The 13,478-nt window shown below is 70.6% G+C and carries 9 protein-coding genes and 4 pseudogenes; 4 read left to right on the top strand and 9 right to left on the bottom strand.

Features of this window, described 5'->3' with window-relative positions; genetic code table 11:
- Positions 1-29: 29 nt before the first annotated feature.
- Positions 30-1,076 carry a LacI family DNA-binding transcriptional regulator gene (locus ACZ7L1_RS17735; protein WP_471438124.1) on the bottom strand — a complete coding sequence of 349 codons (1,047 nt, stop codon included), beginning with the start codon at positions 1,074-1,076 and terminating at the stop codon, positions 30-32.
- A gap of 552 nt (positions 1,077-1,628) precedes the next feature.
- Positions 1,629-1,694: pseudogene (locus ACZ7L1_RS17730) on the bottom strand (hypothetical protein); the annotation flags it as partial.
- A gap of 132 nt (positions 1,695-1,826) precedes the next feature.
- On the opposite strand from ACZ7L1_RS17730, the gene ACZ7L1_RS17725 reads away from it, so the two are divergent.
- On the top strand, positions 1,827-4,127 hold the full coding sequence (locus ACZ7L1_RS17725) for an alpha-L-fucosidase (RefSeq protein ID WP_471438123.1): 2,301 nt from the start codon (positions 1,827-1,829) through the stop codon (positions 4,125-4,127).
- A gap of 62 nt (positions 4,128-4,189) precedes the next feature.
- Here ACZ7L1_RS17725 and ACZ7L1_RS17720 read toward each other — a convergent pair whose 3' ends face one another.
- Both ACZ7L1_RS17720 and ACZ7L1_RS17715 read right to left on the bottom strand, forming a co-directional pair.
- The gene (locus tag ACZ7L1_RS17720) at positions 4,190-4,645 is read right to left on the bottom strand and encodes an RICIN domain-containing protein (protein WP_471438121.1); all 456 of its coding nucleotides are present in this window, start codon (positions 4,643-4,645) and stop codon (positions 4,190-4,192) included.
- Positions 4,646-4,709: 64 nt separating this feature from the next.
- Positions 4,710-4,859 (bottom strand): annotated as a pseudogene (locus ACZ7L1_RS17715) (twin-arginine translocation signal domain-containing protein); the annotation flags it as partial.
- A gap of 229 nt (positions 4,860-5,088) precedes the next feature.
- Here ACZ7L1_RS17715 and ACZ7L1_RS17710 point away from each other — a divergent pair.
- On the top strand, positions 5,089-6,018 hold the full coding sequence (locus tag ACZ7L1_RS17710; RefSeq protein WP_471438119.1) for an expansin EXLX1 family cellulose-binding protein: 930 nt from the start codon (positions 5,089-5,091) through the stop codon (positions 6,016-6,018).
- A 255-nt stretch (positions 6,019-6,273) separates the two neighbouring features.
- On the opposite strand, the pseudogene ACZ7L1_RS17705 reads toward ACZ7L1_RS17710, so the two are convergent.
- Positions 6,274-6,606: pseudogene (locus ACZ7L1_RS17705) on the bottom strand (hypothetical protein); the annotation flags it as partial.
- Between ACZ7L1_RS17705 and ACZ7L1_RS17700 the strand changes: the two are divergent.
- Both ACZ7L1_RS17700 and ACZ7L1_RS17695 read left to right on the top strand, forming a co-directional pair.
- Positions 6,598-6,861, top strand: a pseudogene (locus tag ACZ7L1_RS17700) (IS481 family transposase); the annotation flags it as partial. The pseudogenes ACZ7L1_RS17705 and ACZ7L1_RS17700 sit on opposite strands and share 9 nt — an antisense overlap.
- A 127-nt stretch (positions 6,862-6,988) precedes the next feature.
- Positions 6,989-8,371, top strand: a complete 1,383-nt coding sequence (locus ACZ7L1_RS17695) for an MFS transporter (protein ID WP_471438117.1) — start codon at positions 6,989-6,991, stop codon at positions 8,369-8,371.
- Positions 8,372-8,454: 83 nt separating this feature from the next.
- Here ACZ7L1_RS17695 and ACZ7L1_RS17690 read toward each other — a convergent pair whose 3' ends face one another.
- The 4 genes from ACZ7L1_RS17690 to lnt all read right to left on the bottom strand — a co-directional run bounded on the left by ACZ7L1_RS17690 (position 8,455) and on the right by lnt (position 13,439).
- The gene (locus tag ACZ7L1_RS17690) at positions 8,455-10,374 is read right to left on the bottom strand and encodes a helix-turn-helix domain-containing protein (RefSeq protein ID WP_471438115.1); all 1,920 of its coding nucleotides are present in this window, start codon (positions 10,372-10,374) and stop codon (positions 8,455-8,457) included.
- A 68-nt stretch (positions 10,375-10,442) separates the two neighbouring features.
- On the bottom strand, positions 10,443-11,231 hold the full coding sequence (locus tag ACZ7L1_RS17685) for a 3-hydroxybutyrate dehydrogenase (RefSeq protein ID WP_471438113.1): 789 nt from the start codon (positions 11,229-11,231) through the stop codon (positions 10,443-10,445).
- 54 nt (positions 11,232-11,285) lie between these two features.
- On the bottom strand, positions 11,286-11,765 hold the full coding sequence (locus ACZ7L1_RS17680; protein WP_471438111.1) for an NUDIX hydrolase: 480 nt from the start codon (positions 11,763-11,765) through the stop codon (positions 11,286-11,288).
- A gap of 9 nt (positions 11,766-11,774) precedes the next feature.
- Positions 11,775-13,439 (bottom strand): apolipoprotein N-acyltransferase, encoded by a 1,665-nt coding sequence (lnt, locus tag ACZ7L1_RS17675; RefSeq protein ID WP_471438109.1) that lies wholly within the window; start codon positions 13,437-13,439, stop codon positions 11,775-11,777.
- Positions 13,440-13,478: the final 39 nt, after the last annotated feature.

The following is a 13,478-nucleotide window of genomic DNA, read 5'->3' as shown; positions in this document are numbered from 1 at the left end:
GGTGCGCGGGGGTCACCCGTGGGATGCGGTCAGGGTGTCCTGCCGGGCCCGGTGTCCGCGGTGGGCGTGGCTCCTGCGGGCCCGGTGCTGGCCCGCAGGGAGATGGGCGGCGTGAGGAGGTGGTGCCGGGGCGGCGCGTCGGGGTGGTCGAGTCGCTCCACCAGCAGCTCGACGGCGAGTCGGCCCATGTCGGCCGCGGGTACGTCGGCCGCGGTGAGCTGCGGGGTCACCGTCTCCGCCCATCGGCCGGCCACCACCCCGGTGACGGAGAAGTCGCGCGGCACATGGCGGCCGGCCTGGGCGAGCCCCCGGTAGAGGCCGCCCAGGGCGGCCTCGTTCAGCGTGACCAGGGCCGTGGTGGCCGGATCGTCGTACAGGATCTGTTCCAGGCATGCCTGACCGGATGCGGCATCGTCCCCGCAGCAGTACGTCTTCACGGTCAGCCCGCGCTCGGCCGCGGCCTTGGTGAAGCCCTCCAGGCCGCGGTGCGCGGACTCGTACCCGGCTTGCAGCAGCTGCTCGGGCCGGTTGACGAAGGCGACCCTGCTGTGGCCGAGATCCGCCAGGTGGTGGACGCACGCCGCCGCCAGCGCGGTGTGGTCCAGGCCGACCCACCAGCCGCCCTCCGGATGGGCGGTACGGCCGATGGCGACAGAAGGGAAGTCCAGTGCGGCCAGGTGATCGACCCGGTCGTCCTCCAGCCTGATCTCCATCAGGATCGCGCCGTCGACCCGCCGCTCCCCCAGCAACCGCTGAAAGGACCGGTCGCTGTCCATGCCGCTGGGTGACAGCAGCACGTCGTAGTCGTATGCCGCGGCTGCCTCCACGACACTGCCGATGAAATCCAGCTGCATCCCCGTGTAGTGGTTCCCGGCCGGGGGGAAGACCAGGCCGATCGTGCTGGTCCGGCCATTGGCCAGGGCACGCGCGCTGGCATTGGGCCGGTACCCCAGCTCGTCGATGACCTGCTGGACCTTGCGGCGGGTGTCGTCCGACACGGGGCGCTTCCCGCTCAGCGCGTAGGACACGGTGCTCCGCGAGACACCGGCCCGCCGGGCGATCTCACCGATGTTCACGGTGACTCCTTGCTCGAACCGGTTCGACACTCCGCAAGAGTGAACGGCTGCCGGTCGTCAGGGGATGGAATGAGGTACGGGGCGAGGACCGGCCGTCGAACCGGTTCGCGTGAAGCGAAGGTAGGAACTGCCGGAACGCCTGTCAACACCCCTGGCAGCACTTGCGTGACCCCGAAAGAAACCAGGAGAGCCCTGCGTGGGAGGGATTGCTGGTCGGGGTTCCCGGTGCTAGTTTCTCGAACCGGTTCGATGAAGTTGCCCAGCCCGAAGAGGTGATCTTTGTGGTCTGCGCGACGGCCCGCGTGGTGCGGTCCACGCCGGACAGGCACTTCGGGGCCGGCCGGCCCCGAGGTGCCTGTCGTCTGAACGGTTTTCGCGCATCGCCGAGGCGGAGCACGGGACAAAGCCCCGGCCCGTCAGGCGCCACGCTTCTGGAACTGCTGGTTGCCGCCGGTGCCGCAGGGCCACTGGATGAGGCGGGCGCCGTCGGCGGTGGACCCGTCCTTCAACGTCCAGGCATCTGCCGCTGTGTCGGGCGACGAGGTGGTAGTAGCCGTTGCCCTGGTCCTGTAGCAGCCACTGCTGGTTGGTACCACCGTTGCAGCGGTACTGGTTCACGTCGGCGCCGTCCGCGGTGGAGGCGCCCGAGACGTCCCGCTCAACGCCGCCAGCTCCGGGCGGGTTGCCGACAAACCAACAGGAGGAACCACGTTGCCCGAATCCTTCTCACGTAGATCGGTTCTCGTCGGCATGGCGGCCATGACGGCGGCCGCCGCGGTCGGATCCGTCGCTGTGGCGACACCCGCGTACGCCGCGACGGCCTCCCCGCTGCCGCTCCCTCCTCTGCGGATCCCCCAGACCGACATGGGCATCGAGCAGCAGCCGGATTCCAAGGTCCAGTGGCTGCAGGACGCCAAGCTGGGGATGTTCATCCACTGGGGCGTGTACTCGGGCCCGGCCAAGGGCGAGTGGTGGATGCACAACGCCCCCATCACGCCTTCCGACTACCAGAAGTACGTCACCGACGCCACGAGTGAGCAGTTCACCGCGGACGCCTACGACCCGGCGGCCTGGGCGCAGTTGGCCAAGGACTTCGGGGCGAAGTACGTGACGCTGACCACGCGTCACCACGACGGGTTCGCCCTGTGGCCGCTGAACCACCCGGGCAGCTGGAACTCCGGACAGGCGCCTCTGAACCGTGACTTCGTGAAGGACTACGTCGCGGCGGTGCGGACGGCCGGGCTGAAGGTGGGCCTGTACTACTCACCGATCGACTGGCGCTACCCCGGCTACTACGACGTGTACGGCACCAACTGCGCACCCAACCCCTGGAACTACACCACCGACCCCGCGCACAAGGAGAACGCGCGGATCATGAAGACCGAGGTGTACGAGTCCGTCAAGGAGCTGGTCACCCAGTACGGCGCCATCGACGACCTGTGGTGGGACGGCGGCTGGATCGCGGAGCAGGGCAGCGACGCCGACGGCGCGTTCTTCTGGGAGCCCGGCCAGTACCGGGACCCGGCCAACCAGTGGCCGGTGGACGCCGCCTACGGCGAGACGGACACCAGTGGCAAGCCGCTCGGGCTGATGGGCATGGTGCGCAAGCACCAGCCCGACATCGTCGCCACGTCACGCTCCGGCTGGATGGGTGACTATGCCAGCGACGAGGGCCCCTCCGTGCCGTCCGGGGCCATCCGCACCGGCAAGCTCGTCGAGAAGGTCTTCACGGTCGGCAGCAGTTGGGGCTACAACTCCGACGGCAAAGTGATGAGTTACGGCACGGCGATGAACATCCTGGTCAACTGCTGGGTGCGGAACATGACCGCGATGGTCAACGTCGGCCCGGACCGGCACGGCACCGTGTCCTCGGGCCAGGCGAGCCTGCTGCGCCAAATCGGCGCCTTCATGACGGCGTGCGGTCAGTCGGTCTACTCCACGCGCGGCGGCCCGTGGGACCCCGTGGACGGCCAGTACGGCTACACGTACAAGGACAACACCTTCTACATCCATCTCCTGCCCGGATACAGCGGCACCGGCTTCACCACCCCGTCGATCGGGGATGCCCAGGTCACCCGCGTCTTCGACGTGCGGTCCGGCAGCAACCTGTCGTACACGGTCGGCGGCGACGGCCGGGTCGCCATCAGCGGCATCGACCGCACCACCCACCCGCAGGACAGCGTCGTCGGCGTCACCCTGGACCGGTCCGTGCAGCCGGCCGACATCGCCGCCGGCAGGACTGCGACGGCCGACAGCGAGGAGTCGTCCAAGGGCAACACCGCCGCCAAGGCCGTCGACGGGTCCACCTCCACCCGCTGGTGCGCGGCGAACGGCAGCACCGGTCACTGGCTGAAGGTCGACCTCGGCTCGACCCGCTCCCTCACCGGCACCCGTATCGCCTGGGAGATGGACAAGACCAACTACCGGTACAGAATCGAGGGTTCGACGGACAACACCACCTGGACCACCCTCGTCGACAACACGGCCACGACGAGCACCAGCCAGGTGCAGGTCGCCCTCTTCCGGGCGCAGGTGCGGTATGTGCGGGTCACGGTCACCGGGCTGCCCTCCGGCGTGTGGGCGTCCATCCGCAACCTGGAGGTCTACGACCGGCCCTTCACCGCGGACCTGGGCACCTTCACGCTCGTCAATCGCAACAGCGGCAAGGTGATGGACGTCGCCGACGGCTTCACCGCCGACGGCGCCTCCATCATCCAGTGGCCTTCGAACAGCGGCCTCAACCAGCAGTGGAAGCTGCTGCCGAACACCGACGGCTCCTACCGGCTGGCCTGCGTCAAGAGCGGCAAGCTCCTGGAGAGTCCGGGTGGTTCCGCCCAGGGCGCCTCCCTGGACCAGGCGACCGACAGCAGCAGCGACAACCAGTGGTGGAAGCTGGTCCCCTCGCAGACCAGCGGCTACTACCGGCTCGTCAACGTCCGCAACGGATGGTGCGCCGACGTCAAGGACGCCTCCACCGCCGACAACGCCTCGATCATCCAGTGGCCCGCGACCAACGGCGCCAACCAGGACTGGCAGCTCGTGGCCCTCTGAGCGGGCGACCCACGCCGCCTGCCGCCCCCGGTGACACCCGGGGGCGGCAAGCGGTGCGGCGGTCAGCCGATCTTGACCATGCTCCACTGCTGGGGCGGGCCGCCGTTGGCGGTCCACTGGATCACCGGCTGGTTGTCGGTCGTCGAGTTTCCGTTGTCGAGGGCCATTCCGCTCGCCCGGTTGAGGAGCTGGTAGTAGCCGTTGCCCAGCGCGGTGATGGCCCACTGCTGCTCGTTGCTGCCGTTGTCGGGCTGCTGGACGATGCCGGTGCCGGCGTTGGCGCCGTTGTTGTTGTCGAGGGCCATTCCGCTGCGGAGGCAGACCATCTTGTAGCGGCCTCCTTCCAGGGCGGTGACCCGCCACTGCTGCGGGGGTCCGCCGTCGAGGGTCCACTGGATGGCCTGGCCGCCGACGTTGGAGGTGTTCGCGTTGTCCAGGGCCTTGCCGCTGCGCGCGCAGATCAGTTCGTAAACGCCGTCGGCGAGGACGGCCGGCACGCCGGTGACCTCGACGACCACGACCGAGTCGTTGGCGTTGGGGGCGGTGGTCGGTATGGAGACGTTGATGTTGCCGCCGCTGACCTCGGGCCTGGTACCACCAGTCCAGCTTCGAAGAGACCGAGTACGCCTCGGCGGCGGTGGGCCACAGGGCCTGCGGCAGCCCGAAGGCCACGGTACCCCCGGCGAGCGCGGCGGCCTTGATGAGGGAGCGTCTGCTGAGAGAGGAGGACATGAGGCGGCTCCTTGCACGGTCGAGGGCATCCGGGAGGGGAGCGGGGATGCCCGAGGGGTTCGCGGCCGAGGCCCCTGCCCTGCCTCGCGGTTCAGGGCCGGCTCATCGCCCCCTGTCCGCCTCCCACGAAACCCGCGTCACTCCCCTGGTGAGAAAACGTCGGCAACCTTTTCGCTTCCTGCGGTCACTGAGCAGTGCACCACCGACTCGATCTCCTGAACGGACGGGCATGAAGACAGCAAGGCAGGCCGCGCGGCAGCGCGGGCACAGACGAAGGATCATGCTGGGCGCCGCGGTGGCGCTGACCGCCTCCGGCGTTCTCGCCTACCTGATCCTGGCATTGGTTCCCGACCGCAAGGCCGATGCAGGGCCTGTCGCGGCCACGCCCGTCGCGACCAGCCAAGTGACAGCCGCCAAAGCGACCGGCTCCCCGTCCCCGACCGGCTCCCCGTCCCCGACGGCTGCTGCGGCCACCGCGACGGCAAAGTCCTCGCCCTCGGTAGCCGCGCGGCCCGAGAGAGCGGCGTCCTCGGTGGGGTCGCTGGCGGGACGGATTCGGCCAGGGACCACATACCAGGGAGTCGCCACCGCCTACAAGGCCGGGGTGGGAGACGGCGCCTGCCTGTTCGGCCCGAGCCCCGACCTCATGATCGCGGCGATGAACACCACCGACTACGAGGGGTCCAAGGCGTGCGGCGCGTATGTGCGCGTCCGCGCGGCGAACGGCGCCTCCATCACGGTCCGGATCACCAACGAATGCCCACTGCCCTGCGCACCCGGGCAACTCGACCTCAGCGAACAGGCCTTCGCCGAACTCGCCGACCTCAAGGTCGGCCGGCTCCCGATCACCTGGAGCCTGGTGAGCCCCAGCACGTCCGAAACGATTTCCATCAGGTACAAGACCGGATCCAGCCCCTACTGGTGCGGCATCCAGGCGATCGGCCACCGGAATCCTGTCGCGAGGCTGGAGGTCCGCGCCGGAGGCGGCTGGCGGCAACTGCCACGCACCGCGTTCAACTACTTCATCTCCGCCGACGGCACCGGGTGCGGCGGTGCGATCCGGCTCACGGACATCTATGGAGAACAGCTGACCATCGGCGGGATCGCGCTGCGGCCGAACGTCGCCCAACCGACCGGGGTCCAGTTCGCCCGGCACTGATCCCGCCGCCCCCGCAGGTCGCCGACGGCCTCCGGACTCGAAAGAGTCCGGCGGGGCGCACCGCGCCGGGTCCCATCGGCCGCTGCCGCGGCACGACCTGAGCGTCGAAGAGGAACGCCAGGTCCGAAAGCAGGAACTCGCCGCCGCCTTCCGCCTCTTCGCACGCTTCGGGTTCTCCGAGCGCGTGGCCTTGATGTATTAACCACGAGCGTTGTCAACAGTGGGCGGTTAGACGTTGTCAAGGGTGGCGGGGCGTTATGAACGAGGGGAAACCGGCCGGAGCCGTGTGGCCGCCCACGACCCTTCCCCGTGGACGCCACCGTCCGCTGCAAGGCGGGTGAGCCACTCGCGCAGCAGGTGCTGCTCGGCGTCGCTCAGGACATCGGCATCGTCGGGGAGAGCGGCGCGCAGCGCGCGGGCCGCCGCGGCGGGGCCGGTCTCCGCGGCGGGGACCGTCGGTTCGGCGCGAGTGATGGCGGCGACCATGGCCTCGCGGAGGGCGGTCAGCAGTGCCGGATTGCGGCGGTCTGCCGGGGTGGAGTGCCAGGTGGTGACCGCGCCTCGGCCGGTGGCCTGGATGATCTGGGCTTGTACGACCGCACAAGTCGGCCCCGGACGACTCCGCATCGCACCCCGGCCGATGCCGAGGGCCGAATCTGCGCGCTGCGACGCGAACGGAAGCTCGGACCGGCCCGGACAGGCCCGATTTTGGGCATACCCACCTCGACAGTCCATCGCGTACTGACGCGCTACGGCCTGAACCGGCTGCGATGGATGGACCGCCCCACCGGCCAGGTCATTCGACGCTACGAACGCTCGCGCCCCGGCCAGCTGGTCCATGTCGGCATGGTGGCTGCACGCACAGCCGATCCCTGAACTATGTTGTCCCGCCACATGTGCGCCTGACCTGCATGTTTCTACGGTGTGGCGACACACAAACGTCCCCACCGCACACGAGGAAGTGGCGCACATGGCCTCCGGAACCACCGCTCCCCCACCCCAGGCGAAGCTCCCCCGTATCGTCGCCGCCAGCCTCATCGGCACCACCATCGAGTGGTACGACTTCTTCCTCTACGGATCCGCCGCCGCGCTCGTCTTCAACAAGCTCTTCTTCCCCGGCTCCGACCCGCTGGTCGGCACGCTCCTGTCGTTCCTGACCTATGCGGTCGGGTTCGCCGCCCGGCCGCTCGGAGCCCTGGTGTTCGGGCACTACGGCGACCGGCTCGGGCGCAAGAAGCTGTTGGTGCTGAGTCTGCTGCTGATGGGCGGGGCGACCTTCGCCATCGGGCTGCTGCCCACCCACGCCACCGTCGGCACCGCCGCACCCGTGCTGCTCACCACGCTGCGTCTGGTGCAGGGCTTCGCGCTCGGCGGCGAGTGGGGCGGCGCCGTTCTGCTCGTGTCGGAGCACGGCGACGCGCGGCGGCGGGGCTTCTGGGCCTCCTGGCCGCAGACCGGCGCGCCGGCCGGGCAGTTGCTCGCCACAGGTGTGCTGTCGGTGCTGACCGCCGTGCTCTCGGACGACGCGTTCGGCTCCTGGGGCTGGCGCATTCCGTTCCTCCTGTCCGGGGTACTGGTGATCATCGGTTTGTGGATTCGTCTCTCCGTCGATGAATCGCCCGTGTTCCAGCAGGCGTTGGCTCAGGCCGAGGCCCGTAAGGCGGCCTCTGACGCCGGTGCGGAGAAGTTGCCGCTGGTGTCCGTGCTGCGTCACCACTGGCGGGACATACTGGTCGCGATGGGCGCCCGCATGGCGGAGAACATCAGCTACTACGTGATCACCGCCTTCATCCTCGTCTACGCCACCACGTCGGCCGGCGTCTCCAAGCAGACGGCCCTCAACGCCGTCCTCATCGGCTCCGCCGTGCACTTCGCCGTCATCCCGGCCTGGGGCGCGCTGTCGGACCGGATCGGCCGCCGACCCGTGTATCTGCTGGGCGCGGCCGGGGTCGGCCTGTGGATGTTCCCGTTCTTCTCGCTCATCGACACCGGCGGCTTCGGGAACCTGATCCTTGCCGTGACCGTCGGTCTCGTGCTGCACGGGGCGATGTACGCGCCCCAGGCGGCCTTCTTCTCCGAGATGTTCGCGACCCGCATGCGCTACTCGGGGGCGTCCATCGGTGCCCAGTTCGCCTCGGTGGCGGCCGGCGCTCCGGCCCCCCTCATCGCGACCGCGCTGCTGTCCGACTACGGCAGTTCCACGCCGATCGCCCTGTACGTGATCGCCGCTGCCGTCCTGACCCTGATCGCCGTCGGTGCCGCCAAGGAGACACGCGATCGCGACCTTGCCCGGGTCGAGTCCGCGGACGCCGAACCCTCGGGGGCGCCGGCCGCGGACGCGCGTACCGTCTGAGTCCGAGTCTTCCCGGCCGGCCCCGTACGTTCACGCGTGCGGGGCCGGTGCGCGTCGTGCCGCCGGCATGCCAAGTGAGCCGCTCAGCGTCCGGGACCGGATGACAACCGGTGCAGCCGAAGCGCAAGTTGTATCTCCAGGGCGCGGGCCGGGCTCTGCCAGTCGTCGCCCAGGAGGCGGCCCACCCGCTCCAGGCGCTGTGCCACCGTGTTCACATGGACGTGCAGTTCGTCCTTGGTACGGGCCGGGCTCATCCCGCAGGCGAAATACGCGTCGAGGGTGCGGACGAGGTCCGTCCCGCGCCGTTCGTCGTAGGCGACGACCTCACCGATCGTGCGTTCGACATAGGCGGCGATGTCCCGGTCCCCGGCGAGCAGGAGTCCCAGGAAGCCGAAGTCCTCGGCGGCGGCCCCGTCTCCGGCGCGGCCCAGCAGGCGAAGGGCGTCGAGGCAACGCTGTCCCTCCGCGTATGCGGCTGCCACGGCGTCGGGGTGGCCGGCGAGGTCCTCGACGGGGGCGGAGGCGCCGACGGTGACCGGTTCGTGGACCGCGGTGCCGAGGTGCCGGGCGGCGCGGCGGGCCAGGTCCGTCGCCGTGTCGCCCGCCTCGAGCGGCAGCAGCAGCACCGTACCGCCGTCGCGGGCGGCGGCGAGTCCATGCCGTGTGGCCGCCAGGTGGGACGCAGCGGACCACAGGCGGCGGCGTGCGGCCGCTTCCTGGTCGGCGTCGGCGGCGGCGCCGTCCAGTCGGGCCGCGAGCACCACGTGGGTGGCGTCGAGGTCCGCGTGCAGACGGGCGGCGCGCTCGCGCAGCACGCGCGGATCGCGGTCGCGGGCATCGAGCAGGTCGTCCAACAGCTCGCCCCGGACACGCTGTTCGGCCTCGACGGCCGAGCGGCGGGCGAGCAGCAGCAGGGAGGTGACCATGGCCGCGCGCTCCAGGGTGCGCTGGTCGACGGGGTCGAGCCCCGGATGGCCGCGCAGCACCAACGCGCCGAGCAGTTCACCGCCGGCGGTCACGGCGGCGAGCCAGTCGTTCTCGTGCCGTACGGCGTGGCCCTCGGCACGGGACGCCTCCAGGGGCGCGGCGGGCGCGGCGTCCGCCTCGGTGAACTCGACCATGCCGTCAAGGACCTGGGACACCGCCGCCGCCACGTCGTGGACGCCGCCGCCGCGCAGGACGAGTTCGGCGAGCCGGTCGTGGACGTCCGAGGCGCGCTCGATGACGGCGCTGCGGTCGCGGATGATCTCGTTGGCACGGGCGAGCCGGTCCAGGGCCGAACGTGTCTCGGTGAGGAGATTGGCGGTGTCGATGGCGGCAGCGGCCAGCGCCGCGAACGAACCGAGGAGCGCGATCTCCTCCCGCTCGAAGACCCGGGCCCGCCGGTCGGCGGCGAACAGCACTCCGATCACCTGTGCGCCGATCATCAGCGGCACGCCGAGGATCGCCACGAGCCCCTCGTCACGCACGCCCGTGTCGATCGTCCGGGTGTGCTGGAAGCGGTCGTCCTCGAAGTAGTCGGGCGTCACATAGGGGCGGGCGGTCTGGGCGACGAGCCCGCCGAGCCCCTCCCCCATGCCGAGCCTGAGCTGCTGGAAGCGGGCGGCGACCGACCCCTCGGTGACCCTCATATAGGTGTCGCCGGCGGCCTCGTCGTGCAGGGTGAGATAGGCGACGTCGGTGCTCAGCAGGGAGCGGGCGCGCTGGACGATCGCCTGCAGGACGGCATCGAGATCGCGCAGCCCGGCCAGGTCGTGGGCGGTCTCGAACAGCGCGGACAGCTCCGCCTCGCGGCGGCGTCTGCCTTCCATCTCGGCGCGCACGTGCAGCGCGAGCCGCTTGGCCTGCTCGAGCACGCGGATGCGCTCGGGCGGCAGGCCCTCGGCGCGGGCGAGCAGCACCGGCTGCTCATAGGCGTCGGCCGACGCGCCCCGGGCCAGGAGCTCCAGGAAGGGCGCCTCGGCGCCGGGGCGCTGCGCGGACTGTACGTGATCGCGGGACATGCCCCCAGAATGGCCCACGACCGGTCCGGACCCGCCGGGCCTGTGGACAACTTCCGGCATGTCCCTGCTCAATGGGCGGTCCAGCCGCCGTCCAGGACCAGCGAGGTACCGGTGATGAAGGACGCCTGCGGGCTGCACAGATAGGCCACCGCCTCGGCGACCTCCTCCGGTTCGATCAGCCGTTTGACGGCGCTGTCCTGGAGCAGCACCTCGGACAGCACGCGTTCCTCGGGAATCCCGTGCGCCCGCGCCTGGTCGGCGAGCTGCTTCTCCACGAGGGGGGTACGCACGTACGCCGGATTCACACAGTTCGAGGTGACGCCGTGCGGGGCGCCCTCCAGGGCGGCGGTCTTCGAGAGCCCTTCCAGCCCGTGCTTGGCGGAGACGTACGCCGCCTTGTACGCGGAGGCGCGCAGCCCGTGGACCGACGAGATGTTGACGATACGGCCCCAGCCCTGCCCGTACATATGGGGCAGCGCTCCGCGGATGAGCCGGAACGGGGCTTCCAGCATCACCGTCAGGACGGTGTGGAACACGTCGGGCGGGAAGTCCTCGATCGGCCGAACCAGTTGGATCCCGGCGTTGTTGACGAGGATGTCGGTGCCGGCGGCGGCGTGTTCGGCGGCGTCCAGATCGGTGAGGTCCAGGACGTGTGGTTCGACGGTGCCCGAGAGGTCGCGGGCCACGCCGGCGAGGGCGTCGAGGCCGGCGGCGTCCCGGTCGACCGCTCTCACCTTGGCCCCGGCGGCGGCCAGCCGCAGCGCGCAGGCGCGGCCGATACCACCGGCGGCACCGGTGACGAGGGCGGTGCGTCCGCCGAGATCGACTGAGGTGGTGTGGGGGTGGGGCGCGGTCATGTGCCGACCCTAAGCAGTGCCGATGCCCCGCCCCATATGGTCACTACCCATACTTCACAGCGGATTCGTGGGGTCAAACCATGTGGGTGCATCCGACAGGGCCTGCTTGATCCGCAGCAGGCCGTACTGGTTCAGCTCCGGCAGAGAGTCCACCGGGAACCAGCCGACCTCCAGGGACTCGTCGTCGTTCACGCGCGCCTCGCCCCCGACGGCCCGGCAGCGGAACGTGATGTCCATGTACTGGCAGGTGTCGCCGTTGCCGTAGGTCACCGGAGCCAGGGCCTGCACGAGGACCACGCGTTCGGCGACGCACCGCACGGCCGTCTCCTCGAAGACCTCGCGCACGGCGCAGGCCGCGGGCTGCTCCCCCGGCTCCGGGATGCCGCCGATCGCCGACCACCGGCCGCTGTCGGCCCGGCGCCCCAGCAGCACCCTGCCGTCGTCGTCGAAGACGATGGCGGTGACGCCGGGGAGCCAGAGCAGCTGATGACCGGCGGAGGCCCGGATGGTCCGGATGAAGTCGGGAGTAGCCATGGGCCGACCCTAACGGGTCGGTTCCGTCACTCCCGCGTCTTCGGGACGGACGGCCTGGGCGTCGCGGTCGCGACGGCCGCGTGCCGCCGACGCCGCCGCCCACCCGAGGCCGCCGGCCGCGACCAGCACCAGGAGCATCTCGGGGAGGGTGCCGAGCCGGGTGGCTGGGGTCGTGTAGGAGCGCAGTGGCACCTTCTGGACGAGCGAGTCGGCGACGAACATCCCCGTGCGCCGGGTGATCCTCCCGTCGGGCATGATGATGGCGCTGACGCCGCTGGTCACCGGGACGGTGACGGTGCGGCTGTGCTCCACCGCCCGCACCCGGGACATGGCGAGTTGCTGGTAGGTCATCTCGCTGCGGTCGAAGGTCGCGTTGTTGCTGGGCACCGAGATCAGCTGGGCGCCGTCGGTGACGGTCGAGCGCACGGTCCAGTCGAAGGCTGCCTCGTAGCAGGTGACCAGCCCCACCTTGGCGCCCGCCATGGTGAACACACCGGGCTTGTGGCCGCGGCTGAAGTCCTGGCGGACCATCGCCGTCCAGTCGGGGTTGACGGCGTTCAGCAACGAGCGCAGCGGAAGGTACTCGCCGAACGGCTGCACCTGCCGTTTGTCGTAGGTGTCGACGGGGCCCTTGGCCGGGTCCCACAGGATCTGCTCGTTGTAGAGCCTGCCGCCCCGCTCGACGACGCCGCCGACCGAGATGGGCACCCCGATCGCCTTGGCGGCGCGGTCGATCACGGCGGCGGCGTCGGGGTTGGCGAGGGGGTCGACGTCGGAGGAGTTCTCGGGCCACAGCACGAAGTCCGGCCGCGCGACCTTGCCCGCCTCGACCTCGGCGGCCAGACGCTCGGTCTCCCGCGCGTGGTAGTCCAGGACGGCGCGCCGCTGGGCGTTGAACTCGAGTCCGGAGCGCGGCACGTTGCCCTGGATGACGGCCACGGTCGCGGTCCCGTCCTCCGCCTTGTCGCTGACCAGGGAGCGCGCGGCGACAGCACCCACCACGGGAGCGGCGACGCTGATCAGCGCCGCGACGGCCGCCCCGCGCCGCAGCGCGTTTGTGGTGCGCCGCCAGTCCACGACGAGCCGCACGATCTCGTAGAGCCCGAAGCCGGACAGGACGACGGCGAAGCCGAGCACCGGGGTGCCGCCGACCGCGGCGAGCGGCAGGAAGACACCGTCCGCCTGACCGAAGGCGATCTTCCCCCAGGGGAAGCCGCCGAACGGCACGCGCGCGCGTGCCGCCTCTCCGGCGATCCACACGGCCGCCGCCCACACCGGCCAGGCGGGCAGCCGGGAGACGAGCGCGATACCCGCGCCGACCAGCGCGATGAAGATCGCCTCCACCGCGACGAGCGCGAGCCACGGTCCGGAGCCGACCTCGACACCGGTCCACACGAGCAGCGGCAGCAGAAAGCCGAGGCCGAACAGATAGCCGAGACCGAGACCCGCCTTCAAGGTGCGGCCGCGCAGGGCCCAGCCGAAGACGGCGAACGCCGGAAGGGCCAGCCACCACAGTGTCCGGGGCGGAAAACTGACGTACAGCAGCACGCCGGACAGCGACGCGGCGGCGGCCGGAACGACACGCCGCACCCGGCGGACGCCACGGGCGGGTGCTGGTGCGGCCGCGGGTTCGAGCTGTTCCGGCTCGCCCAGGGATGTTGCGGTGACGGTCACCCGGGGAGTCTACGGCGCGCGACGACGGCGCGGACAACG

The organism is Streptomyces sp. NPDC107546 (assembly GCF_055639175.1).
The sequence above is the reverse complement of the archived record's forward strand: the minus strand, read 5'-3'. Positions and strand labels throughout refer to the sequence as shown.

Coding starts and splice junctions, on each gene's coding strand:
- ACZ7L1_RS17725 (WP_471438123.1), top strand. CDS start 1,827: ATGGCGGCCATGACGGCGGCCGCCGCGGTCGGATCCGTCGCTGTGGCG.
- ACZ7L1_RS17710 (WP_471438119.1), top strand. CDS start 5,089: ATGAAGACAGCAAGGCAGGCCGCGCGGCAGCGCGGGCACAGACGAAGG.
- ACZ7L1_RS17695 (WP_471438117.1), top strand. CDS start 6,989: ATGGCCTCCGGAACCACCGCTCCCCCACCCCAGGCGAAGCTCCCCCGT.
- ACZ7L1_RS17690 (WP_471438115.1), bottom strand. CDS start 10,374: ATGTCCCGCGATCACGTACAGTCCGCGCAGCGCCCCGGCGCCGAGGCG.
- ACZ7L1_RS17685 (WP_471438113.1), bottom strand. CDS start 11,231: ATGACCGCGCCCCACCCCCACACCACCTCAGTCGATCTCGGCGGACGC.
- ACZ7L1_RS17680 (WP_471438111.1), bottom strand. CDS start 11,765: ATGGCTACTCCCGACTTCATCCGGACCATCCGGGCCTCCGCCGGTCAT.